Source organism: Thermosynechococcus sp. B1 (genome assembly GCF_030322985.1).
Classification (GTDB): Bacteria; Cyanobacteriota; Cyanobacteriia; order Thermosynechococcales; family Thermosynechococcaceae; genus Thermosynechococcus.
Map to the genome: position 1 here is coordinate 1,881,943 of NZ_CP096573.1, position 24,207 is coordinate 1,906,149.

Genomic DNA, 24,207 nt, shown 5'->3' on the forward strand with positions numbered 1-24,207 from the left:
ATCTACCTACGGATCCCACAACTCCCACCTCTCAAAGGCGCACAGAAGAAACAGAATGGGTATGGGAGGGCAAGTATGACCAATCAGTTTACCTAATTCAGCGCTGGAACCAAGAGGGTATGCTGTAGGACATTTTCAAGAAACTGTATCAATCAACACCCTTTACTATCCGAAAGTTGCATAAGATTAAGAGCCACAAGAGCCACAATTGCATCAATAGAAATAGACGCAGAGGGAGAACACAGCAAGTATTATGCGACTTGATCAGTTGCAATCTTTTTTAGCAGTTGCTGAAACGGGGAGTTTTCAAGCGGCAGCGCGGCGGTGTGGGGTGACGCAACCCACAATTAGTCGGCAAATTCAAGCTCTAGAAGAAAGTTTGGGAATGCAACTTGTGCACCGCTCGAATCGCGCCAAGTTAACTGTGGCGGGGGACTTGTTTTTGCGCCGTGCCCATCGCATCTGGCAAGAGTGGCAGGCCGCCAATGCGGAACTCAAAGCCATGCAAAATGGCCAGCAGCAGGAACTCTGCATTGCCGCTATTCACTCCATTTGCCGCTACTTTTTGCCCATGCTGTTACCGACGTTTTGCCAAGCATTTCCCCAAATGCAGTTGCGGGTGACTGCCCTAGGGAGCGATCGCGCCCTCAAAGTCTTGCAGGATAGCTTAGTAGATCTAGCGATTGTCATGGGCGATCGCCACCTCTTAAAACAGTCGGAATGGGTGATTGAACCGCTGTACAGTGAGCCTGTGCAAGTGCTAATGGCGGCTGAACATCCCCTCGCTGTTAATGAGACCTTGACATGGCAAGAACTAGCTCGCTTTCCCCATGTGGTATTTAAGGATGGCTATAGCATGCGCCGCTTGGTGGCTGAAGAATTTAGCCGTCGGGGTTTACCTTGGCAACCCGCTCTTGAACTCAACACCCCTGATGCGTTTATTGCTGTGATCCGCGAAAGTGAGATGGTTGCCTTGCTGCCGCGCTCTGCCCTCAAGGAAGCGCTCCACGATCCTGCCCTAGGGATTCGTGATTTATCCACGCCACTGCCCCTGCGTCAGGTGTTGGCCATTACCACCCACGATCGCCTGACCTTACCCCCCGTTGCTCGATTGCTCACATTGATCCGCCAGCAGGCTGCCCATGAGTCTTCTCTTTCGTGATCTGCTCAAAAAAGTCGGCAGTGGTGCCCACACCCACAAAGACCTGAGCCGCGCCGAGGCAGCCTTGGCGTTGCAACTCATGCTGGAGCAGGTGGCAACCCCTGCCCAAATTGGGGCGTTTTTGATTGCTCATCGGATTAAGCGACCCACCTCGGAAGAGATGGCGGGTATGCTCGATACCTACAACGAGCTAGGGCCGAAAATTCCAGCGGTTGAGACCAGTTGCCCCGTGATGATCCTCAGTCAGCCCTACGATGGTCGCGATCGCACGTTTCCCCTGAGTCCTTTAACAGCATTGGTTTTGGCGGCTGCTGGGATTCCAGTACTTCAACACGGGGGCGATCGCATACCCACCAAAGAAGGCATTCCCCTCATTGAGCTGTGGCGATGTTTGGGGGTGGACTGGTCAACCCTAACCCTAGAGCAAATTGCCCACTGCCTAGAGCAAACGGGTTTAGGTTTTGTCTATCTCCCGCGTCATTTTCCAGCAGCCCAAGGGCTAGTCCCCTACCGGGAGCAAATTGGTAAACGTCCCCCCATTGCCACATTGGAATTAATCTGGAATCCTTACCAAGGGCGCAGTCACCTCGTAGCAGGGTTTGTTCATCCGCCGACGGAAGGGATCATGCGCGATGCCCTCTATCTCCACGGTGTTCATGAATTTACTACCGTCAAAGGTCTTGAAGGCAGTTGTGATTTGCCCCGCGATCGCACCGCCATTATCGGCCTTGCCCGTGATCAAGACCCTCCTTGGCAACGCCTGCGTCTCCATCCCCAAGAGTATGGTATGGCCAGCAGTAATGTGCCTTGGTCAGAGGAGACAACGACCGCTACAAAAATGATGGCTGCTGTTTTAGCCGCAGAGGAGCAACCCCTCACCACCTCTGTGATCTGGAATAGTGGATTTTACCTGTGGCAGGGGGGCAAAGCCGATAGTCTCAATTCCGGACTCGCACTCAGCAGCGAACTCCTCCGTAGTGGTCGGGTGGCTCAACACCTACAGAAATTGCAAACCATGTTGGAGAAGATATAGGTGTTGCGGGAGCGACTGCGCTTTAATTGGCAAGAACTCAGTGGCAGTTTTGGTGATTTGGGTACGGATTTGCCCCTGTTGGTGGGCATGATCACTGCTGCCCAGTTGGATAGTGCTAACGTCTTCACTTTGTTTGGCGTAGCGCAAATTCTCACGGGGGTATTCTATGGCCTTCCCATGCCCATGCAGCCCCTAAAGGCAATGGCTGTAATTGTGATGACGGAAAAACTCACTGGATCTATCCTTTGGGCCGGGGGACTGATGGTAGGAGCAATGATGTTGGTGTTAACGTCCACCGGAATCCTGACCCGGCTGGCTCGCTGGATTCCCCAACCCGTGGTGCGGGGCTGTCAATTGGGACTGGGACTGTCTCTAGCCGCCGTTGCCCTCAAGACCTACTTGCCCGCGGGTGACCTCTTTGGTTATCTGTTAGGTGTTATGGGCTTTTTGATCTTGCTCCTTTTGCCCAAGGAACGGGGAGTTCCCGCAGGGTTACTGGTGGTATTGCTGGGGGTGGGTGTAGCGATTAGCCGTGTTCTGGCTGAGCCAGAATTGCAGTTAACCATTGCTTGGCAGCTTCCCTACCTGCGGCCTTTAGATCCTCAGGCCTTGATTCCCGGACTCGTGCTATTGGCACTGCCGCAGTTACCCCTATCGATCGCCAATGCAGTGATTGCAACCCAGCAAACTGCCCACGATCTCTTTCCCGATCGCCCCCTCTCGATTCGCCAAATTGGCCTCACGTATAGCCTCACCAACTTGATCCTGCCCTTCTTTGGTGGCGTCCCCCTCTGCCATGGCTGTAGCGGTTTGGCAGGACACTATGCCCTTGGTGCCCGCACAGGTGGGGCGGTGGTGATCTATGGCAGTCTCTACCTTCTCTTGGGTCTCTTCTTTGGTTCCAGTGTGGATAAGCTGCTGGAAATTTTTCCCCTCTCGATTTTGGGGGTCATTCTTTTGTTTGAAGCGTGGGTACTCATGGGCTTTATTAAAGATCAAGCCGCCATGCCCGCAAATTGGATGATTACCCTCTTAGTGGGGGCGATCGCCCTCAGTGTGCCCCAAGGCTTCTTAGTGGGCACCCTCGTTGGTACAACTCTGTACTACCTCAGCAGAAAAATGCCACTACAACTCTCCTAGCCCTCTAGGCCAGACCAAATTCCTGCAATGCTGGCCAAAAATTGCGATTCTCGTGGCCGGGCTGGCTGAGCTTCACAAGGGCAAAGCGTTGGAGGGGGGTCAGGGCTGACCATTTTTCCACCGTCAAGCTGTGGTGAGATACCTTGATCAGTTGTTGCTGCACTGTCTCTGGCAGTTCAGTGGTGATGTCCCAAGGGTAGGGTTGGGGAATCTCTATATCACTCGGTGGGGTTCCATGGGTGTGGGTCACCCAATCCCGCAGTTGCTGACGATAGTCTGCCTGAGCTTCGGGGGTGTCGCAGGGAGTCACCACGAGCCATTGTCGCTGTTCTTGGGAAAGTTGATGCCAGTGGAGCAGCTTCAGCTTGACCCCACATAAATCTAGTTTATAGCGAACAATCATTGGAATACAGCGTAACGAAGCCGTGAATTCGGCCTCAAACTCAAAGAAGTGGGACATCAATAGCCATAACCCTCCACAGGGAATCAGATTCTATCATTGCTTGAGGGCAGTGCCGCTTTCCTGCATGGTGGGGGTATGGGGCGTCTGCCGCAACTTCAGGGGCAGCACCTGCACCGCACAGGCTTTGAGTTCTGGCTGCTTTGAGACCGGACAGGCAATGGGATGGGTCAGTTGGTTTGCCTCACCGCTATCAGCAAAGAGAAAGCCCCAGTGCATGGGTACAAAGAGAGTGCCCGGACGAATGGCCTTGGTGAGGATGACCGGCAGGCACACTTGACCGCGGCGCGATCGCACCTCCACCCAATCTCCGTCTTTGAGATGTAAGTTTGCGGCATCGTCGGGGTGCATTTCCACAAAGGGATCGGGGTGCATTTTTTGAATTTTGGCAATGCGACCGGTACGGGTTTGCGTGTGCCAGTGGCCGTAGAGACGACCCGTTGTCAGGGTAAAGCTATAGAGGTTATCGGTGGGTTCAGCCACCCCTTGACTATGAGCAAGGCAAAAATATGCCCGTTGATTGGGGGTGTGAAATCGCCAGTCAGTATAGAGGCGTTTGGGTTTGCGGGCTTCTGCATCATCCATACCGGCAGGACAGGGCCACTGCAAGGCGCCTAAACGGGCAAGGCGTTCGTGGCTCAGACCCGATTGATCGCAGGGTCGACCGGCAGTGAGTTGGACAAATTCAGCATAGACGGCAGCGGCATCGACAAATGGGAAGAGATGCCCATATCCCAAGCGGCGCCCCACCTCAGCAAAAATTTCCCAATCAGGGCGAGCCAGACCGGGGGGCGATCGAAAGGCGGGGGCAAGGGTGACGCGGCGTTCAGAGTTGGTCATCACACCTGTTTTCTCACTCCATTGCGCCGCCGGCAAAATCAGATGGGCATAGGCTGCTGTTTCAGTGGGAAAGTAGGCATCTTGGTAGACCGTAAAGGGGGATTGCAGAAAGGCGGCTTTAGCACGTTCTAAATGGGGAAAGCTAACCGCAGGATTGGTGGCCGCAATCCACAGCAGACCCACTTCTCCCTGTTCTAGACCTTCGACAATTTGCCATGCCGTGCGACCGGGGCGATCGCTTATTTGCCCTCGCGGCAGTCCCCAAAAGTCCTCTACCTCTTGGCGATGCTGTGGATTCGTCACTTGGCGATAGCCGGGCAACAGATGGCTCAAGCCGCCGGCTTCCCGCCCCCCCATGGCGTTGGGTTGCCCCGTCAGCGAAAAAGGACCACTCCCTGGGCGGCCAATTTGCCCCGTCAACAGGTGGAGATTGATGAGACAACGAGCTTTGGCCGTCCCTTCAGCAGACTGGTTAATGCCCATTGACCAGAGGGAGAGTACCGCTTGGGCATGCCCCCAATAGCGAGCCGCCTGTTCTAGATCACTTTGAGCAATGCCACAGCGTTTCGCTACCCAGTCTGGGGTGTAGGCCGCCAGCAGCTTTACATACTCGGCAAAGCCTTGGGTACACTCCTCTATAAATTCAGCATCGATCTGTCCCCATTGCAGTAGCAAATGGCCAATGCCGTGGAGTAGATCAATATCCGTGCCGGGGCGGATGGCAAGGTGCAGATCCGCCACTTCCGCTGTCGGGGTGCGCCGCGGATCGACCACAATCAGCTTGACGCGGCGATCGCGCTTGTGGTGGTTGCGCAGACGATTAAAGACAATGGGATGGCATTCGGCAGTATTAGTACCCATGAGGAACGCACAATCGGTGGCCTCCAAATCGTCGTAGCAGCAGGGGGGGCCATCAGCACCGAAGCTGGCCATGTAGGCCGACACTGCCGAGGACATACATAGCCGCGAGTTGGCATCAAAGTTGTTCGTACCCAAACAGCCCTTGATCAGCTTTTGCGCCACATAGTAGTCCTCGGTTTGAAATTGACCGGAACCGTACATACAAATGGCATCGGCGCCCCGCTCACGGCGCACCCATTGGATGCGTTCCACAAGGCGGGTCATGGCCTCGTCCCACGAAATGACCGTAAAGGGCTGATCCAAACGCTCCCGCCACAGGGGGTAGACCAAGCGATCGCGATCAAGGGCTTCTAGAATAGTTGCCCCCTTGACACAGACCATACCTTGGGAGGAGGGATGCTGGCGATCGCCCCGAATTTTATAGGCTCCCTTGCCTTGAGGGACTGCTTCTAAGCCACAGCCCACCCCACAGTAGGGACACAGCGAGGACACTGGCTCACTTGGTTCAGGCACAGCACGCCCTTTTTCCTCAACCCGCAGGAATTCACAGGAACAGCACCTGACCCCTTGCTCCGAGCAAATGATCAGATCCGCTGTAGCATCGCCATAGAAAAAAAGCTCTTGCCTCGGAAACACCACCTGTTGCCAAGTGGGCTGATTTGACAAATAAATCTGCTGAACGCTCTCGCTGGTATTGCGGTAGTAGCAGAGGTAACGACTGGACTGAACGGCTAACGAGCCAACCCGTGGGGTACTCATACGCTACTTAGTGCCCAAACCGCGTGTACAGAAAGTCAACCACTTGGTTGCGGAGATCGTAGTACTGCGGATCCTCAAGGAGTTGCGATCGCTGCCGTGGCCGCGGAAAAGGAATCTTCACAATATCGCCAATGCGGGCGGCAGGGCCATTGGTCATCATCACCACCCGATCCGCGAGGTACAGCGCCTCATCAATGTCGTGGGTAATCATCAGTACCGTCAGTCGGTGCCTGCGCCAAATCTTTAAGAGTTCATCCTGTAACTCCTCCTTCGTGATGGCATCGAGGGCACCAAAGGGTTCATCTAAAATCAACACTTCAGGGCGAATGGCGAGGGCGCGGGCGATCGCCACCCGTTGTTTCATTCCCCCCGACAGTTGAGCAGGGCGTTTGTGGGCAGCCGCTGTTAGCCCCACCAGTTCCAAGTGCTCCTCGACAATTTGGCGCCGGCGTTGGCGAGTTTTCTGGGGATAGACGGACTTCACTGCTAGCTCAATATTTTGATAGGCCGTCAACCAAGGCAGCAGCGCGTAGTTTTGAAACACCATCATGCGATCCGGCCCCGGACGGCGCACGGGCACGCCATTGAGAGTAATTTCCCCTCGTGTTGGTGCTGTAAAACCCGCAACCATATTCAAGAGTGTGGTTTTGCCGCAGCCGGAATGGCCAATGAAACAGACAAATTCGCCGCTGCTCACCTCAAGGTGAATATCCTCAAGTACCACATGGTCGCCATTAGCCGTAGGGTAGGCTTTGCTCACCCCATCAATGCGTAGATGCTGGGTGGCCGTTAAATGGGGATCAAGACGATAGAGGGTTTCCATAGACTTCTCTCAAAAATACCTAGACAGCAACAACCTCTTGGGGATCAACAGTGCGAATATCAAGGCCACGGCGAATCGCAGCCGCCTCAATGTAGCCAAGGGGATTATCGGGGTCAAAGGGCAGTCCATCGAAAAGAGCAAAGGCAGAACGATCTGGCTCATTATCTACAACCTTCAGTTCCCGCGCTGCCGCCCCAAAGAGATCGACTCGCCGCACCTGCTCAACAATTTCTAGCCAGTTTCTCGGGAAGGGCGTAAGTTGCCAGCGAGCCAATTGGGTCATGATCCACAGCCCTTCCAACCGCCCAGGACAGGGAGAGCGATCCACATAGAACTGGTGAAACCGGGGTTGAAAAGCAGCAACAATGCCATCCCCCCGATCAAGGGGTTCCACAAAGCCGGCATAGGCATCCTCAGGAGTACACCCCACATACTCTGGCCGACAAAGCAGTTGGGCAATTTCGGGGCGATGTTTGATCGTATCGCAGTACTCACAGGCTTCGATCAATGCCTTGACCAACGCTTGGTGTAGCTGCGGGTTGGCCTGCACCCAATCGGAACGCATGCCCACAACTTTTTCCGGGTGCCCCGACCAAATCTCCAAATCCGTAGCGACAATCACCCCAATACCCTCGCGCACTGCATGGGAGTTCCACGGTTGACCGACACAAAAGCTACTGATATGGCCGGCCTTGAGGTGATAGATCATTTGGGAGGGGGGAATCACCAACAACTCGACATCGTAATCGGGGTCAATGCCAGCGGCGGCCAGCCAGTACCGCAACAGGAGGTTGTGCATTGATGCGGCATGAACCACTCCCAGCCGGGGGCGATCGCCCGTGCGCTGAATATAGGCGCGCAGATCTTCAGCAGTCTTCACCCCCTGCTGCCACAACTGGCGACTAAAGGTGATGGCATTGCCATTGCGACTCAGTACCAACGAGGTCATCAGCGGTTGTGAAGGCTGACCGTTTAACCCCAAGGTCATGGCTAAGGGCATGGCCGCCAACAGTTGAGCGCCCGTCAAGCGACCCGCGATCACCCCCATCACCAAGTCCTGCCAGCTTTCTTCGCGATGCAGCGTGACTGACTCCAAACCATACTTAGCAAAGAAGCCCATTTCCTTGGCGACAATGAGGGGGGCACTGTCCATGAGGGGCATAAAGCCAAGGGTCAGTTCCACGGGGGTAGTTGGCGCAATGGCCGGTACCGTCAAGGAGGGACGGCGGCGTTTCTGCTGATTGAGAAAGGCAATCATCTCATTGCGCAGGCCATAGTAGCTGGGATGGTTGAGCACGTCATGGCGATTGCGGGGACGGGCAAAGGGAATTTTGAGAATTTGGCCAATGTGGGCTTCAGGGCCGTTGGTGAGCAGCACCACGCGATCCGAAAGCAGTAGTGCCTCATCCACATCATGGGTGACCATAATGCAGGTGGTTTGACTGCCCTGACACACTTGCATCAACTCATCCTGCAAAGAGCCTCGCGTCAAAGCATCAAGGGCACCAAAGGGTTCATCCAGCAGGAGTACCTCCGGTTGAATCGCCAAGGCACGGGCGATCGCCACCCGTTGCTTCATTCCTCCCGACAGTTGGGCAGGGAACTTCTCGCGGGCTTTACTGAGGTGCACCTGTTCCAGCGCCGCCTCTACCCGCTGTCGTTGCTCTGCCTTGCTCAAATGCCCCAGCACCGCCGCCACCGCCAAGGCCACATTCTGGTACACCGTTTTCCAAGGCAACAGCGAATAGTTTTGGAACACCACCATGCGATCGGGACCCGGTTCCGTCACCTGCCGTCCTGCCATCACCACGCCACCACTGCTAGGCCGCTGAAAGCCAGCAATGATATTCAAGAGCGTGGACTTGCCGCAGCCAGAGTGACCGACAAGGGAAATAAACTCCCCTTTTTGGATTTCGAGGTGGATATTCTTGAGAGCAATGTAGCGATCGCCCCCGGGCAGATCAAAAACCTGATCCACATGGTCAATTTCAATAAACGGTAAAGACTTGGCCATAGGGTTAAACAACCTAATGTTCGACAGTAAGGGGAAGAGAGGGGAGGATGGGTTACGTGAGGGAGCTAGGAATGCACCTCTTCACCGTGGCTGAGCAGGCAACCCACAAAGGCCACCGAGCGATCCAAGACCAAGCCAACAATGCCGACATAGATCACGGCAACAATAATTTCACTAATCAGAGAACTGTTCCAGGCATCCCAAATAAAGAAGCCAATGCCGACACCGCCAATGAGCATCTCCGCTGCCACAATCGCCAACCAGGACAGCCCAATGCCAATGCGCAGCCCCGTAAACACATAGGGCACCGTTGCTGGTACGAGAATATTCAGGAAATAATCCTTGCGGGAGAGCTGCAACACCCGTGCCACATTCTTGTAGTCCTTGGGAATTTGCTGCACACCGACAATCGTGTTGATGATAATTGGCCAAATGGCGGTAATGAAGATCACAAAAATCGCTGCCGGTTCATTGTCCCGCAGAGCCGCCAAGGAAATGGGCAACCACGCAAGGGGGGGCACCGGACGCAACACCTGCAAAATGGGATCCACTGCATCGTAGAGCACTCGACTAGAGCCAATCAGCATCCCCAGCCCCACCCCAATGACTGCTGCCAAGGAAAAGCCAACGGCCACCCGCCGCAGACTGGAGAGAATTTGCCACCCCAACCCCACATCCGTGCCACTCCCTTGATAAAAGGGATCAACTATCAACCCCCAAGTTTCAGTAATAACAGTGAGGGGCGTTGGCAGGCGAAGTAGCCCCGCCATGCAGACAAACTGCCAAATGACCAAGAAACACAGCACCCCCAAACTACCCAGTACCACTTTGCGGAACATCGCTGACTTCTTGAGATGCTTTAACCAGCGCCGCCGTCGAGATTGAGTGAAACCCATAGAAGAACTTGCCATTGCTCTTTACCTCTAAACTTTTTTCAAATCCAAACCACTCAAGTAGGCCTGAGGATTTTGGGGATCAAAGGCCACACCATCAAAAAAGGTCTCCACGCCCCGAGAGGTGGTGGTGGGAATTTCCGCTGCCGGCACCCCCATCGCTTGAGCGGCTTCGCGCCACAGATCCTCACGGTTTACTTTTTGGATGAGAGCTTTAGTGTCCATATCCGGCGGCAAATACCCCCAGCGAATGTCCTCCGTCAGGAACCACAGATCATGACTTTGGTAGGGATAAGAGGCATTGTCTCGCCAGAACTTCATCGCTAGATCGGGGTTGTCAAAGGTACGGCCATTGCCAAAGTCAAACTTACCGAGGGAGCGATCCAAAATATTCTTCTCGGGTACCTTCAACCATTGCCGCTGGGCAATTATCTTGACCATTTCTGGTTTATTTTCAGGTTGGTCACACCACTGTTGTGCTTCCATCACAGCCATCAATAGAGCTTTAGTGGCCTTCGGATGCTGATCAACCCAATCCGCCCGCAAAGTCAGCGATTTCTCAGGATGATCCTGCCAAAATTCACCCGTGGTAATAGCATCAACCCCCACCTTTTGATTCACCGCTTGTTGTGGCCATGGCTCACCCACACAGAAAGCTTCCATGGTTCCAGTTTTCACATTGGCCACCATTTGCGGAGGAGGCACAACGATCACAGAAACGTCCTTCTCAGGATCAATGCCGCCGGCAGCCAGCCAGTAGCGCATCCACAGATCATGGGTGCCCCCTGGAAATGTCACTGCCACTTTGATCTGCTCTTGCTGATTCTGGGCACGCCGTTCAGCACGGGTTTTAGCAAAGGCCTCCTTCAGGGGGCTACTGTCAGTCCTGATATTGAGATCCTTGTAAGCATTGGCCAAGACAATTCCCTGACCATTCGTGTTTAACCGCGCCAAGATATACATGGGTACAGGTTTGCCACCGGTAATGGTTCCCACGGTCATCAGGTAGGGCATTGGTGTAAGAATGTGGGCACCATCAATGCCACCCCCGGCAGAACCCAAGACCAAGTTGTCGCGGGTCACGCCCCAGGAAGCCTGCTTAATCACCTCCACATCGGGCATCCCATACTTGGCAAACAAGCCCTTTTCCTTGGCAATAATCAGGGGAGCCGCGTCCGTCAGAGCAATAAAGCCCAGTTTCGCTCCCATCACTTCTGGAGTTTCCGCTAGGGTGGTGGGTTGGGCAACATCACTAGTTTGCTGGCTATTACCACAACCGTGGGAGATCAATGTCATGGCCGTTGTAACCGCAGCGGTCACGAGAAAGTGACGCCGGGAGAAAGTCACCATTGGTTTACAAATCCTTTAATTCCTAAACAATCGACAAGGCTAATTCAGCGTGTATCGGAACCTGCAGCGTATGTGAACTGATGGGCTGAGCACCAAAGTGATCAATCAACAGTTGGCGCAGTACCTCCGGCAGTTCATCACAGGGAATCGCTTTTTTCACACAGGTGCCCAGCTTGGCATCCTTACCGACCTTGCCACCCATGTACAAATCCACGGCATCCACGGTTTCGCCGTTACGACGGGTTTTTGTACCCATCAGGCCAATATCGGCCACTTGGGGTTGACCACAGGAGTTAGGACACCCGGTCCAGTGAATGCGCACCGGTTGAGGGAGCACCAGTTGTTGATTCAGCCAGCGGACGAGGGCAAGGGCACGATTTTTGGTTTCAATGAGGGCAAAGTTGCAAAACTGAGCACCCGTGCAGGAAACGAGGGCACGTTCTAAAGGCGGTGGTTCCGGCCGAAACTTAGTGAGGAGGGGTTCGCGCAGCAGGCTTGGTAAAACAGCGCTAGGCACATGGGGAATGATCAGATTTTGCTCCACTGTCAGCCGCACTTCCGATTGGCCATAGACTTGAGCTAGCCGTGCCAATTCATAAAAATCGGTGGCATAGAGGCGCCCTACGGGCACATGCAGTCCCACATAGTTCAACCCCCGCTGTTTTTGGCAATGCACCCCCAGATGATCTCGCTTGTCCCAGTCAATTTCATCCTTGGGAGCGGCACTGAGGAGTTCAAAGGGGAGTTTAGCGGCCACTGCTGCCCGGAATTTTTCGATACCCCATTCATCAATCAGCCACATGAGCCGCGCTTTTTGCCGATTGCCCCGTAGGCCATGGTCACGGAAAATTTCAAGGATGGCACGTGAGAGGTGCACCACAGCATCATCGGGAGGCACCCAAGCATTGAGGGGGATAGCGGCAGCGCAACGCCGAGCAGAGAAGAAACCACCGACCAAAACATTGAAGCCCAAACGCCCTTGCCGATAGGCAGGCACAAAGGCAACATCGTTAATTTCGGCATGGACAGAGTTATCCCGCCCCCCCTCGATCGCAATGTTGAATTTGCGGGGTAGATTGCTAAATTCCGGATTCCCCTGACCGTTGTTGGTAATCATCGCCTGCAATTTCATAATCAGGGGGCGAGTATCAACGAGTTCGGCCGCATCAATGCCCGCCACTGGCGATCCAGTGAGGTTGCGCACATTGTCCATGCCGGATTGCACAGAGGTCAGGCCACAGGCTTGCAGCCGCTCTATGATTTCGGGAATATCCTCAATGGGCAGACCGCGAATCTGAATGTTTTGACGGGTGGTGATGTCACCATTGCCGTTCTCACCATAGCGGTCCACAATTTCGCCAAGGGTTCGCAGTTGTTGACTGGTGAGAATCCCATGGGGTACCCGCAGCCGCATCATGAACCTGCCGGGGGTAACGGGGCGAAAGAAAATCCCAAGCCACTTGAGGCGAACATCGCGGTCAGCTTCAGGAATGCTTTCCCAGCCCATGGCTGCGAATTTCTCTAGCTCTTGTTTAACCGCTAAGACATCTTTCTCTTTTTTAATGGCTTCAATTTTGTTGCTCACGGTTGTTGCCCTTGTCTTCAACGGGTTACTTGAACACCCAATTTAGGCAGGTCAATCATGAACATTTGTAAATTTTGCTACATTTTCTTTGTCGCTATACAGTTTTCGTATTAAAAATATGCCAAAACTGTATCTAACCTTAACTTCAGGGCGGGGGACTTAATCTACCCAAACAACTAAAACAGCCCAAATTGCTCTATAAAAAGATGACATCCGGTTGCGGTAGCCGCTATTTTAGAAAAAGGCTATTGATGACAATAAATTAAAAAATAAATAAAAAGCTGCACCCTGAGATTAGCCCTAGCTAGGACGCAGCACGCAACGTTCTAATGATTTTGCAGGTGGATGGGGGGTCTAAGTGCCAGAAGTCCAAGAGTTCATGTACTCCACCTGTTCCGCAGTGAGGGTATCAATGGCAATGCCCATGGCTTGGAGTTTCAAACGGGCAATTTCTTGATCCACTGCTGCGGGAATGGGATGGATGCCGGCCGCCAATTGACCTTTATTTTTGACAAGATACTCACAGCCAAGGGCTTGGTTGGCAAAGCTCATATCCATCACACTGGCGGGGTGGCCTTCAGCAGCCGCAAGGTTAATCAGTCGCCCTTCCCCCAAAACAATGATGGACTTGCCACTGGGGAGAATGTATTCCTCGGTGAAGTTGCGCACGACGCGGACTTCCTTGGCGAGGGTTTTCAGGGTGGCAAGGTCAATTTCAATGTCAAAGTGACCGGAGTTGGCTACCATTGCCCCATCTTTCATGACGGCAAAGTGCTCGGCGCGAATCACATGCTTATTCCCAGTTACAGTAATGAAAATATCCCCAAGGGGCGCGGCTTCGATCATGGGCATCACCCGGAAGCCATCCATGACTGCCTCAATGGCCCGCACGGGATCAATTTCCGTCACAATCACATTGGCACCCATGCCCCGTGCCCGCAGCGCTGTCCCTTTACCGCACCAGCCATAGCCAGCCACGACAACGGTTTTACCGGCAAGCAGAATGTTCGTTGCCCGAATGATGCCATCTAGGGTGGATTGACCGGTGCCGTAGCGGTTGTCAAAGAAGTGTTTGGTGTCGGCATCGTTGACATTAATGGCGGGGAAGGTGAGGACGCCATCGCGGAACATGGCCTTGAGGCGGACAATGCCAGTGGTGGTTTCTTCAGTGGTGCCAATAATGTCACTGAGTTGGTGCTGGCGCTCTTTGACGAGGGTGGCAACCACATCACAGCCGTCATCAATGATGATGTTGGGACGGTGATCAAGGGCAATATTGACGTGGCGCATATAGGTGGCGGTGTCTTCCCCTTTTTGGGCAAAGACCGGGATGCCGTAGTTCACCACTAGGCTAGCGGCGACATCGTCTTGGGTGGAGAGGGGATTACTGGCAATAAGAACCGCGTCAGCACCGCCGGCTTTGAGGGCGATCGCTAGATTGGCGGTTTCTGTGGTCACATGGCAGCAGGCGGCCAAGCGAATACCGGCAAGGGGCTTTTCTTTTGCAAAGCGATCGCGAATCTGGCGCAGCACTGGCATCTCCCGACTGGCCCATTCAATGCGTTGCTGCCCTAAGGGCGCAAGGCTCAAATCTTTGACATCGTGACGAACAGAGGCTTCAGGTTTAATCGGAGAAGACACCATACTGCGGTTCCTGACAAAAGGTTACGGCTCCCCATTATAATCGCCTAAGGGGAATTCTTCCGCAGTACCCAACTGGTCACCGTGCCGCCGGGGAAAATGAGCAAATTCACGGTGCCAATTTCCAACAGATGCCCCTTGCGATTGCGAAACTGAAAGGTGCAGATATCCACCCCCACCATGAGTTGACAACCCATCAGTTCGCTATAGCCTTGACTGAGGAGATAGGCCACAATCGGGGTTGTCGTTGTCGGATTCACCATTGCCGAATTAACTACGGGTTGCCAACCGCGATCAAGGAGGCGTTGGCGGGCATCGGCATAGCTCATCCCTTGGCGTAAACGCGGAACTCGCTGCGCAAGGGCAGCCGGTGCAAACCCTACCCCTGCTGCCAGTAAACCAAGGGCAATGAAACGTTTCAGCAATACCATAGCAATTGCTTGTTAAATGCCAATCGCTATACGCTGCAAGGGTCAGGTTCATGCAGGTTCCAGAGGTGAAACTTAAGCCCCCACGGCTTCTTTGGCAGCATAGAGCACTTCTACGGTGATCTCGCTAATCCCCTGTTCGCGGGCAAATTTTTCGGTGTTGCGCTTCACCTTGCCGCGCACAAAGCCGGGAATCTTGTTTAATTCCGCTAGCCCATCCGCGGTCCATGTCAAATCCGAGTCGGCGGAAAGCCCGTTGTGAATCACTTCCTTGGTGTCGTGGCCACCAAAAATTTCCAGCAGGTGGTCTTCCATGCCCAAGGTGAAGGAGTTGTAAATTAAATCCACTAGTTGGTTGGTACCTTCGTAGCCAAGGAAGGGTCGATAGCCGACGGGAAAGTCTTGGATGTGGATGGGCGCGGCAATAACACCACAGGGAATGTTGAGGCGTTTGCCCACATGGCGCTCCATTTGGGTGCCAAAGATGGCCGCGGGTTCAACGCGGGCGATCGCGTCCCCCACCACCGTGTGGTCATCGGTAATCAGTACCTCGTCACAAAAGCCCGCCACCTCTGCGCGGAACCAATCGGCATCGTATTTGCAGTACGTCCCCGCCCAAACAACGTGGATGCCCATTTCCCGACTGAGAATTTTGGTCATTGCCGCTGCATGGGTATTGTCCCCAAAGACCACTGCTTTTTTACCGGTGAGGTTTTGGCAGTCAATGGAGCGGGAAAACCAAGCGGCTTGGGACACCTCCCGTGTTTGCTGTTCAATAAAGGCTTCGTAGTCCACATTGGCTCCTTGGGCATTGAGCACCGCTTGAATGGCACGGATACAGCGGGCGGTTTCCACCACACCCATCGGCGTCATCTTCACGCTTGGCTGGCCAAATTCCGTTTCTAGGTACTGGGCGGTGAGGCCGCCAATTTCCCGATAGGGGACAAGGTTAAACCATGCTTGGGGCAGTCGGGCAAGGTCGTGGACGCTGGCCGCCGCAGGAATCACCAGATTCACCTGAATGCCAAGGTTGGCCATGAGTTGTTTCAGCTCGCGGCAGTCATGCTGATTGTGGAAGCCGAGGGTGGTGATGCCAATAATGTTGACGCTAGGGGTGGGGGTTTTGCTGGTCACTAAGGTGCCTTGGCGGCGGGCTTTGTCAATATAAAACTGCACGATTTGCTCAAGGGTGCGATCGGCGGCTTGCAATTCATTGACGCGATAGTGATTGACATCCGCCAAGAGGACATCGGCAGTGGTGCTGAGGCTGGCGCGTTGGACAAAGTTTTGTAAGTCTTCCTGAAGAATGCTAGAGGTGCAGGTGGGGGTGAGCACAATTAAATCAGGGTGCTCTTCAGTGTCTTTGCGGGTGATATTGTCCACCACTTTTTCTTGGGAGCCGCGTGCCAAGACATGGCGATCGACAATACTGGCCGTAACAGGCGTAAAGTCGCGCTCTCGCTCGAGCATCGATCGCATGACGTTGAAGTAATCATCCCCAAGGGGCGCGTGCATAATGCCATGAACATTTTTGAAGGAACTGGCAATGCGCAGAGTACCAATGTGGGCAGGCCCTGCATACATCCAGTAGGCAAGTTTCATCGCGTCAACTCCTTGGGCAAAGGCATTTTGATGTCCGATCGCGATCGTAGCGAGGCTCTTTCCCTCGCCCGCCAAAACGTTACAAAACTTGAATGAAGTGGGAATGTCCCTTAACAAACCTCACGGAATTCCCTATCCGCCTATGCAGTGGGGTCGTTCACCATACCAACATCTTTCCCCTCTCCCCTAAAATTGATCAATACTGCAATTCCAATTCAGTTTGCCCCTTTTAAGGACACCCACGCATGGTTGCTTGCGAATTTAGCCCCGGTCTTGACGGTATTCCCGTTGCTCAGTCGGCCATTAGCTATGTGGATGGCCAAGCAGGCGTTCTTGAGTATCGCGGTGTCCCGATTGAGGAACTAGCGGAGAAAAGCACATTTTTGGAAACTGCCTTCCTCTTGATTTGGGGTTACTGGCCGAGCAAGGAGGAGTTGGCAGCCTTTGAGCACGATATTACCTACCATCGCCGCGTGAAATATCGCATTCGCGACATGATGAAATGCTTTCCCGACAGTGGCCATCCCATGGATGCCCTACAGGCCTCGGCGGGAGCCTTGGGATTGTTCTATTCGCGGCGGGCCCTCGACGATCCGGAGTACATTCGGGCAGCAGTCATCCGCCTCTTGGCCAAAATTCCAACAATGGTGGCGGCGTTTCAACTGATTCGCAAGGGGAATGATCCGGTCATGCCCTGTGATGAGCTGGACTATGCGGCCAACTTTCTCTACATGCTCAATGAGCGGCGTCCCGATCCCTTTGCGGCACGGGTATTTGATATTTGCTTGATTCTCCATGCCGAGCACACGATGAATGCCTCTACCTTCTCGGCGCGGGTGACGGCCTCGACATTGACAGACCCTTACGCTGTGGTTGCTTCAGCGGTGGGTACACTGGCAGGGCCACTCCACGGGGGCGCCAATGAAGATGTGATCAATATGCTCGAAGAAATCGGCAGCGTGGAGAATGTCCGTCCCTATGTGGAAAAGTGCGTCCAGAATAAGATCAAAATTGCCGGCTTTGGCCACCGCGTGTATAAGGTCAAGGATCCCCGCGCCACGATTTTACAGAAGTTGGCGGAACAGTTGTTTGATAAGTTTGGCGGCGATCGCTACTACGACATTGCCCTGAAACTGGAAGAAGTGGTGGGTGAATACCTCAGTTACAAGGGGATTTATCCCAATGTGGACTTTTACTCGGGGCTTGTCTATCGGCGGTTGGGCATTCCTAGTGATCTGTTTACGCCTGTGTTTGCGATTGCCCGCGTGGCCGGTTGGCTAGCCCACTGGAAAGAACAACTGGAGGCCAATCGCATCTATCGCCCCACCCAAGTCTATACGGGTGCCCACAATCAGCCCTATGTGCCCATGGAGGAGCGCAATCATCGCCCCTAGCTCTTGATCCTCAATTCCCCCCCTGAAGACAGTCCTTTTCTGAAAATGGATATAGACCTAGGGCAATCAAATACTCTCCTGTACTTGCTTTCACAGCCTTAGCGTGTTCCATCCTTGGGAAAAGGGCTGTAAGCTGCTTTATAGTGGCGGTACCCTTGTGGAGTTTCTGATGGCAAAGGCAAAATCAAGCAAACAGCAAGCATCGAAAACCTCAAAAACATCAAAAACGGCGAAATCCACCCCATCAACCTCGACGCAGCAGGCAGCAACCATTGCGCCTGAACCCACCCCTGTGGATCCCGCCAGTCTCACCTACGAGGCGGTGATTGGCCTAGAGATTCACTGCCAACTGAGTACCCAAACCAAAATTTTCTCGTCTAGCTCGACCCAGTTTGGGGCACCCCCGAATACCAACATTGACCCAGTGTGTTTGGGTTTGCCGGGGACACTCCCTGTGTTGAATGAAAAGGTGCTCGAGTATGCGGTGAAGGCGGGTTTAGCCCTCAATTGTCAGATTGCCCCCTACAGCAAATTCGATCGCAAGCAGTATTTTTATCCCGACTTGCCGAAAAACTATCAAATCTCGCAGTACGACCTGCCCATTGCCCAGCATGGCTACCTTGAGATTGAACTGGTGGATGACAACGGCACCGCCCACCGTAAAAAAATTGGCATTACTCGCCTGCACATGGAGGAAGATGCCGGCAAACTGGTTCACGCGGGGAGCGATCGCCTGTCTGGCTCCACCTACTCCCTAGTGGACTTGAATCGGGCAGGGGTGCCCCTTGTGGAAATTGTCTCTGAGCCAGATCTGCGCACGGGTCAAGAAGCTGCCGAATATGCCCAAGAACTGCGGCGCATTCTCCGTTACTTGGGGGTTTGCGACGGCAATATGCAGGAGGGGTCGCTGCGCTGCGATGTCAATATCTCCGTGCGCCCCGTGGGCAGCGCCACCTTTGGCACCAAGGTCGAGATTAAGAATATGAACTCCTTTAGTGCCATCCAACGCGCCATTGACTATGAAATTGAGCGGCAAGTCGCTGCCGTCAAAGCGGGCGAAGCCATCGTTCAAGAAACCCGCCTCTGGGATGAGGCCACGCAGCAAACGCGCACCATGCGGGTCAAGGAAGGCTCCAGTGACTACCGCTACTTTCCTGAACCCGATCTCGGACCCATTGAAGTCAGTGCTGAGCAACTGGCCACTTGGCGTGCGGCTCTACCTGAACTGCCAGCGCAAAAGCGGCACCGCTACGAGACCGAGTGGGGCCTGCCCCCCCAAGATGCCCGCGTCCTCACCGATGAGCGAGCCGTTGCCGAGTACTTTGAGGCCACCGTTGCCGCCGGGGCACCCCCGAAATTAGCGGCCAACTGGATCATGGGGGATATTACCGCCTATCTCAAGGAACAAAAACTGGCGATCGAGGCACTGCCTCTGAAACCTGCTGAATTGGCGGAACTGATCCAACTGATTGAGGCGGGCACTATCAGTAGCAAAATGGCCAAGGATCTGCTGCCGGAGTTACTGGCTCAAGGCGGCTCCCCCAAAGCCCTTGTCGAGAAAAAAGGCCTCAGTCAAATCTCTGATGTCGCTACCCTAGAGGCAATGATTGATGAAGTGCTAGCAGCGCACCCCAATGAACTGGAACAATACCGCGCGGGCAAGACAAAACTTCAGGGCTTCTTTGTTGGCCAAATCATGAAGAAAACAGCAGGGCGAGCCGACCCGAAGCTGACCAATCAACTCTTGGCCAAAAAGCTAAACCCCAGCAGTTAGAGCAGCGTGCAGCGTCGGTAACAGGTGGGCAATCAGTTGTTCAGGATAGACCCCTAGGGCAGTGGCCTCTCGTTCTGCCTGAAGGCCTGCTTGAGCGTGCCACCAAACCCCACCATAGGTTGCGCTGAGGGCTTCCTGCTGCGCCAAAAGACCGCCAATAAGCCCTGTGAGGACATCGCCACTGCCCCCTCGGGCAAGGGCAGGGGTACTGTGGGGGTTGATCCAGAGGTCACCCTTCGGAGAGGCAATGGCTGTCCGTGCGCCCTTGAGAAGAACAATGGCATTACTGCGGCTCGCAGCGGCGGTCACTTGATCAAGGCGATCGCCGGTGACAAGGTCTGGAAACAGGCGCCGAAACTCGCCATAGTGGGGGGTTAAGATGACGGAACTCAGCAGTGGCCACGGCGAGAGGGTAGCTAGGATATTCAGGGCATCGGCATCCAAGACCAGCGATCGCCCCGCCTTCAAAACGGTTTCCACAACGGCCACCGCCTCAGGGGTTAGCCCCGGCCCACAGGCAATGGCTGAGAACTTGCTCAAGTCTAGTGGTTCCGGCAAGCGAGCGATCGCCCCCCTCGCTGTTTCTGGACAGCCAACAACAATGGCATCGGGGACTCGTGAGAGCACAAGGGACTTCAGGGACTGGGGCACTGCCACCACTAGCATTCCCACACCCGTACAGCGGGCGGCGAGGGCACTGAGGAGAATACTGCCGCCAAACTGGGCAGAGCCGCCAATGAGTAACAGTTGTCCCTGCTGATACTTGTGGGTAATGGGCGATCGCGACAGGGGCAATTCTTGCCAACAGGAAGCATCTAAGCAATATCGCCGGGGCGCAGTCGCCAACACCGCTTCAATCACCACCGCAGGAATATCAAAGGGGATTAACACCCCCTGCCCCACCCAAGGCTGTGCTTCCTCTACCAGTAGCCCCCGCTTCCACAGTCCTAAACAGAGGGTGCGATCGGCCTGAATTGCCGTACCCAAAACTGCCCCGGTATCACTGTGGAGTCCCGAGGGGACATCAATACTCACCCGTGGTTGCCGCCACGTGTTGATTTGGTCAATGGCAGCGGCAAGTTCACCCGTCAGTTCCCGCTCTAGGCCAAAGCCAAAAAGACCATCCACGATCAGGTCAACCTCTTGCAAGCTGTCCACCGTCTCGACAAAGGGCAGACCGAGAAAGCGGGCATAGCGGGCATGATCCGCCGTCAGGGGTTTCAAACGTTCAAAGGGCTGCCAGACCTGCACCCCATAGCCGCGGTGCCATAGTTCCCGCGCCACCACCAGAGCATCGCCGCCATTGTGCCCCGGACCGGCCAAAACCCCAACACGGGAATACGGTGGAAACTGATGCTGGAGAAAGTCGCTGAGGCGTTGTCCCACCTTTTCCATCAGGGCAGGCACTGGAAAGCCGGCATTGAACATCGCCCCCTCGATTGCCTGCATTTCAGCCGTGGTGACAATGGCTGGAAAGGTTGTTTTCATGACTGTCCAATCCAACACTGACCCAAGGGAACCGCTTGGCGCGCACCTGTGACTTGGGGTAAATTCCCCGGCAAGCCCAACTCATGCCAGTAGGCGAGAATAGCGAAGGCGATCGCCTCTTTGGCATCCACCGGTACGCCCGCCGTCGCAGTGGTTTCCACGGGAATGTCTCCTAAATGCATCTGAAGGCGCTCCCTGAGAAAACGATTGTGGGCACCGCCGCCACAGAGGAAGATCCGCTGCGGTTTTTGGGGCAAAAATTGGCGATAGCTCTGAACCATACTGCGAGCCGTAAATTCCGTCAGTGTGGCCAGCAGATCCGCAGGCGCCAGACCAGCAGCCTCAGTGCGGCATCGCTGCCAAAAGGGCAGACCAAAGTATTCTCGCCCTGTGGACTTTGGCGGCGGCTGCTGAAAGAAGGGGTCTTGCAGCCAGTGCTCTACCAGTGGATCGATAATTTTGCCCTGCCGCGCCCATGCCCCATCGGCATCGTAGGTGAATTCACCCCCCGATAACTCCGTTACGGCCAGATCAAGCAGCACATTGCCAGGACCTGTATCCCAACCCATGACCCCTTTGCCCTCAGGATCCTCTCGTTGAGGCGGCAAGTAGGTAACATTGCCGATGCCACCGATGTTTTGCACACAGCGGACTTCCGTGGGATGACTGAGAAGACACCAATCGATCCGAGGCACGAGGGGCGCTCCTTGACCCCCCGAGGCAATATCCTGAGCACGAAAGTTAGCAATGGTGGTAATCCCCGTGCGCCAAGCAATCCAATCTCCCCGTCCCAGTTGTAGGCTGTAGCCGAGGCGATCGCCCGTGGGGGGGCGATGAAAGACCGTTTGACCGTGGGAGCCAATGAGATCTGCGCGGGGATATCCCTGTTGAACCGTTTGTGCTGCAAGGGCAAAGGCCTCGGCGATCGCCTCATCCAACTCCGCCAACGCTGCAAGGGTCAAGGGTTTTGCGCCACAAATGTCGAGAATCTGCTGCCGTAGGGCTGTGGGATAGGGCACCGTACAAAAATTCAGCACCTGTACCTCAAGGTCGCGATCGCCCCCCGCCAATGCAACTAAGGCCGCATCAATCCCATCCACCGAGGTTCCGCTCATCAGGCCAATGACACGCATAGTCTGCGCCTACAACAGTTGATATTTCGTTTCCGCCAAGCGGTAGAGGGGGCGCCAAACCAAGCGGTTGGTCAAAACCACCAATAGTGACATGACTGCCGTGGCGGCCATCAGTAGGGGAAAATCCCCCCGAACGCTAGCCTCAGAAATCGTGGCCCCCAAGCCAAGGGTTTGCTCCGTTTGATTCTGAAATTCCACATATTCACTGACAATGCTGGAGTTCCAAGCGCCGCCTACCGCCGTAATGATGCCCGTAATCAAATAGGGAAAAATGCCGGGCAGGATCAGGGTGCGCCACCGCTGCCACCAAGAGAGTTGATAGACCACCGCTGCTTCAAATAATTCCGTGGGAATCGCCTGGGCACCGGCAATGACATTAAAGAGGATGTACCACATCGTGCCCAGCATCATGAGAGCCACAGAGCCAATCTCCAAACCCCCACCCACATTGGCCAGCGCCAACAGCAGCACTGGAAACAGCGCCGTAGCCGGTACCGATGCCGCAATTTGGACAATGGGTTGCAACACTTGAGCAGCACGGGGATTGCGACCGATCGCCACCCCCACTGGAACTGTCCACAGTAGGGAGAGAACCAGTGCCACCACTACCCGCACCGTGGTCAGAACCGCCCCTAGACCAATTTGCTGCCAATCTTGCCAACTGACACCAAACATTTGCCGCAAAAAGGCGATCGCTCCCCAACCCACGAAGGCGGCAAAAATCAGCAAAATGATGGGGGTTATCGGCCAGTTGCCTTGGTCATTCTGGGGGGCAACAGATTGACGTGGGTGTTTGGGGCGCAACTGCTCATCCAGTCGTTCCCAGACGGGGGCAAAGATATTTTGGTGGAAGGCTCGCAACGTGGGCGATCGCCGCAGGAAATCAAGAACGAAGGATTTAGGAACATTCTCCGCCTCGACCATTTCCATCTTGAATTTTTCGCCCCAAGCAATGAGAGGGCGCCACACCAGAATATCAATCACGATAATGATGCCAATTAATACCGCCAGACCGTAGGCCAATGCTGCATAGTCCTGTTGATTGGCTGCTTCCGCCAGATAGGAACCTAAGCCCGGCAACGTAAAGGTTTTCTCGCCAATGGTAAAGGACTCGATCGCCATCAGGAAAAACCAGCCCCCCGCCACTGACATCACACTATTCCAGATCAGGCCAATGGCACCCGCTGGCAAATCCAGCGTCCACACCTGCTGCCACCACCCCAGCCGATAAATTTTTGCCACCTCCCGCAGCTCCCGAGGCACGCTAATCAAAGACTGATAAAAGCTAAACGTCATATTCCAAGCCATTCCCGTGTAGATGAGGATAATGGCCGCCAATTCCACGCCAATACGGCTCCCCGGAAAGAGGGCAATCAGTGCCAGCACCACCCCCGGCAAAAACGACAGCACCGGAATCGATTGCAGAATATCCAGCAGCGGCAGCAGGATTTTTTCAGCAGTGCGATTGTAGTAGGCAATATAGGAATAGAGGATGCTAAACACCAAGGAGATGATGTAGGCAATGAGCATCCGCAGCAGCGTTTGAGCGGTGTAACTTGGCAAGACCGCTGGACTCAGCTCAATGGTGATCGTGGGATCATACTGTCCTGTAAACTGCGCAGCCGTGTTGACAATCCAAAAGATCAGGGCAATCAAAGCCAAAATAATCAGGCCATCTTGCCAAGTCCAAGCACGATTCAGCGTTTGATTATCGGGGGTAAGGGGGCGTGCCATCGCGGCCTCCAGCGGTAGTCTCCACGAGGCAAATTATAGCCACATCCCTGTAGCCACAAAAGTTAATGTCCAATGCAAGCCAGAACACCACCG

18 protein-coding genes are annotated in these 24,207 nt (G+C 54.5%); 5 read left to right on the plus strand and 13 right to left on the minus strand.

The genetic code is table 11. The features are described from left to right. Positions 1-253: 253 nt before the first annotated feature. From M0644_RS09365 to M0644_RS09375, 3 genes are read left to right on the plus strand one after another with little or no spacing between them, the layout of a single operon-like run. Positions 254-1,162: a LysR family transcriptional regulator gene (locus M0644_RS09365; RefSeq protein WP_149820241.1), complete on the plus strand. Its 909-nt coding sequence runs from the start codon at positions 254-256 to the stop codon at positions 1,160-1,162. Next, positions 1,143-2,195 (plus strand): anthranilate phosphoribosyltransferase family protein, encoded by a 1,053-nt coding sequence (locus tag M0644_RS09370; protein WP_149820243.1) that lies wholly within the window; start codon positions 1,143-1,145, stop codon positions 2,193-2,195. The genes M0644_RS09365 and M0644_RS09370 overlap by 20 nt, the downstream gene beginning before the upstream one ends. Further along, positions 2,196-3,335 carry a putative sulfate/molybdate transporter gene (locus M0644_RS09375; RefSeq protein ID WP_149820245.1) on the plus strand — a complete coding sequence of 380 codons (1,140 nt, stop codon included), beginning with the start codon at positions 2,196-2,198 and terminating at the stop codon, positions 3,333-3,335. A 4-nt stretch (positions 3,336-3,339) separates the two neighbouring features. On the opposite strand, the gene M0644_RS09380 is transcribed toward M0644_RS09375, so the two are convergent. The 10 genes from M0644_RS09380 to bchB all read right to left on the minus strand — a co-directional run bounded on the left by M0644_RS09380 (position 3,340) and on the right by bchB (position 16,591). Further along, complete coding sequence (locus M0644_RS09380; protein ID WP_149820247.1) at positions 3,340-3,795, minus strand: nitrate reductase associated protein; 456 nt, start codon at positions 3,793-3,795, stop codon at positions 3,340-3,342. A 36-nt stretch (positions 3,796-3,831) separates the two neighbouring features. Further along, positions 3,832-6,255: a molybdopterin oxidoreductase family protein gene (locus M0644_RS09385; protein ID WP_286625474.1), complete on the minus strand. Its 2,424-nt coding sequence runs from the start codon at positions 6,253-6,255 to the stop codon at positions 3,832-3,834. A 7-nt stretch (positions 6,256-6,262) separates the two neighbouring features. Next, positions 6,263-7,078, minus strand: a complete 816-nt coding sequence (locus M0644_RS09390; protein ID WP_149820251.1) for an ABC transporter ATP-binding protein — start codon at positions 7,076-7,078, stop codon at positions 6,263-6,265. Between the two features lie 19 nt (positions 7,079-7,097). Continuing rightward, positions 7,098-9,092: a nitrate ABC transporter ATP-binding protein gene (locus M0644_RS09395; RefSeq protein ID WP_286625476.1), complete on the minus strand. Its 1,995-nt coding sequence runs from the start codon at positions 9,090-9,092 to the stop codon at positions 7,098-7,100. 65 nt (positions 9,093-9,157) lie between these two features. Beyond that, entirely contained in the window at positions 9,158-10,003 is an 846-nt protein-coding gene (gene ntrB, locus M0644_RS09400; protein WP_149820255.1) for a nitrate ABC transporter permease, read from the minus strand. Positions 10,004-10,015: 12 nt separating this feature from the next. Continuing rightward, positions 10,016-11,335: a CmpA/NrtA family ABC transporter substrate-binding protein gene (locus M0644_RS09405; protein WP_286625477.1), complete on the minus strand. Its 1,320-nt coding sequence runs from the start codon at positions 11,333-11,335 to the stop codon at positions 10,016-10,018. Positions 11,336-11,357: 22 nt separating this feature from the next. Beyond that, positions 11,358-12,920: a ferredoxin--nitrite reductase gene (locus M0644_RS09410; RefSeq protein WP_286625478.1), complete on the minus strand. Its 1,563-nt coding sequence runs from the start codon at positions 12,918-12,920 to the stop codon at positions 11,358-11,360. A 354-nt stretch (positions 12,921-13,274) separates the two neighbouring features. Beyond that, positions 13,275-14,564, minus strand: a complete 1,290-nt coding sequence (gene ahcY, locus M0644_RS09415; RefSeq protein ID WP_149820261.1) for an adenosylhomocysteinase — start codon at positions 14,562-14,564, stop codon at positions 13,275-13,277. 44 nt (positions 14,565-14,608) lie between these two features. Then, positions 14,609-14,992, minus strand: coding sequence for a hypothetical protein (locus M0644_RS09420; RefSeq protein ID WP_149820263.1), 384 nt, complete (start codon positions 14,990-14,992; stop codon positions 14,609-14,611). A gap of 72 nt (positions 14,993-15,064) precedes the next feature. Then, the gene (gene bchB, locus M0644_RS09425) at positions 15,065-16,591 is read right to left on the minus strand and encodes a ferredoxin:protochlorophyllide reductase (ATP-dependent) subunit B (RefSeq protein WP_286625481.1); all 1,527 of its coding nucleotides are present in this window, start codon (positions 16,589-16,591) and stop codon (positions 15,065-15,067) included. Between the two features lie 245 nt (positions 16,592-16,836). Between bchB and M0644_RS09430 the strand changes: the two genes are divergently transcribed. Both M0644_RS09430 and gatB read left to right on the plus strand, forming a co-directional pair. Continuing rightward, a complete protein-coding gene (locus M0644_RS09430; RefSeq protein WP_149820265.1) occupies positions 16,837-17,985 on the plus strand; it encodes a citrate synthase in 1,149 nt (382 codons plus the stop codon). Between the two features lie 271 nt (positions 17,986-18,256). Continuing rightward, a complete protein-coding gene (gatB, locus tag M0644_RS09435; protein WP_286627182.1) occupies positions 18,257-19,759 on the plus strand; it encodes an Asp-tRNA(Asn)/Glu-tRNA(Gln) amidotransferase subunit GatB in 1,503 nt (500 codons plus the stop codon). Here gatB and M0644_RS09440 read toward each other — a convergent pair. The 3 genes from M0644_RS09440 to M0644_RS09450 are packed head-to-tail and all read right to left on the minus strand — an operon-like array spanning position 19,742 to position 24,114. After that, positions 19,742-21,247 (minus strand): NAD(P)H-hydrate dehydratase, encoded by a 1,506-nt coding sequence (locus tag M0644_RS09440; protein WP_286625482.1) that lies wholly within the window; start codon positions 21,245-21,247, stop codon positions 19,742-19,744. The genes gatB and M0644_RS09440 overlap by 18 nt on opposite strands. Next, entirely contained in the window at positions 21,244-22,380 is a 1,137-nt protein-coding gene (locus tag M0644_RS09445; RefSeq protein ID WP_286625483.1) for an anhydro-N-acetylmuramic acid kinase, read from the minus strand. The genes M0644_RS09440 and M0644_RS09445 overlap by 4 nt, the downstream gene beginning before the upstream one ends. A gap of 9 nt (positions 22,381-22,389) precedes the next feature. After that, on the minus strand, positions 22,390-24,114 hold the full coding sequence (locus M0644_RS09450) for an ABC transporter permease subunit (protein WP_149820271.1): 1,725 nt from the start codon (positions 24,112-24,114) through the stop codon (positions 22,390-22,392). Positions 24,115-24,207 lie beyond the last annotated feature (93 nt).

Excerpts from the sequence above, each read along its gene's own strand:
- M0644_RS09450 (WP_149820271.1), bottom strand. The coding sequence starts at position 24,114 with ATGGCACGCCCCCTTACCCCCGATAATCAAACGCTGAATCGTGCTTGG.
- M0644_RS09380 (WP_149820247.1), bottom strand. The coding sequence starts at position 3,795 with ATGTCCCACTTCTTTGAGTTTGAGGCCGAATTCACGGCTTCGTTACGC.
- M0644_RS09365 (WP_149820241.1), top strand. The coding sequence starts at position 254 with ATGCGACTTGATCAGTTGCAATCTTTTTTAGCAGTTGCTGAAACGGGG.
- M0644_RS09440 (WP_286625482.1), bottom strand. The coding sequence starts at position 21,247 with ATGAAAACAACCTTTCCAGCCATTGTCACCACGGCTGAAATGCAGGCA.
- bchB (WP_286625481.1), bottom strand. The coding sequence starts at position 16,591 with ATGAAACTTGCCTACTGGATGTATGCAGGGCCTGCCCACATTGGTACT.
- M0644_RS09390 (WP_149820251.1), bottom strand. The coding sequence starts at position 7,078 with ATGGAAACCCTCTATCGTCTTGATCCCCATTTAACGGCCACCCAGCAT.
- M0644_RS09370 (WP_149820243.1), top strand. The coding sequence starts at position 1,143 with ATGAGTCTTCTCTTTCGTGATCTGCTCAAAAAAGTCGGCAGTGGTGCC.
- M0644_RS09420 (WP_149820263.1), bottom strand. The coding sequence starts at position 14,992 with ATGGTATTGCTGAAACGTTTCATTGCCCTTGGTTTACTGGCAGCAGGG.
- M0644_RS09385 (WP_286625474.1), bottom strand. The coding sequence starts at position 6,255 with ATGAGTACCCCACGGGTTGGCTCGTTAGCCGTTCAGTCCAGTCGTTAC.
- M0644_RS09430 (WP_149820265.1), top strand. The coding sequence starts at position 16,837 with ATGGTTGCTTGCGAATTTAGCCCCGGTCTTGACGGTATTCCCGTTGCT.
- ahcY (WP_149820261.1), bottom strand. The coding sequence starts at position 14,564 with ATGGTGTCTTCTCCGATTAAACCTGAAGCCTCTGTTCGTCACGATGTC.
- M0644_RS09445 (WP_286625483.1), bottom strand. The coding sequence starts at position 22,380 with ATGCGTGTCATTGGCCTGATGAGCGGAACCTCGGTGGATGGGATTGAT.
- M0644_RS09395 (WP_286625476.1), bottom strand. The coding sequence starts at position 9,092 with ATGGCCAAGTCTTTACCGTTTATTGAAATTGACCATGTGGATCAGGTT.
- ntrB (WP_149820255.1), bottom strand. The coding sequence starts at position 10,003 with ATGGCAAGTTCTTCTATGGGTTTCACTCAATCTCGACGGCGGCGCTGG.
- M0644_RS09405 (WP_286625477.1), bottom strand. The coding sequence starts at position 11,335 with ATGGTGACTTTCTCCCGGCGTCACTTTCTCGTGACCGCTGCGGTTACA.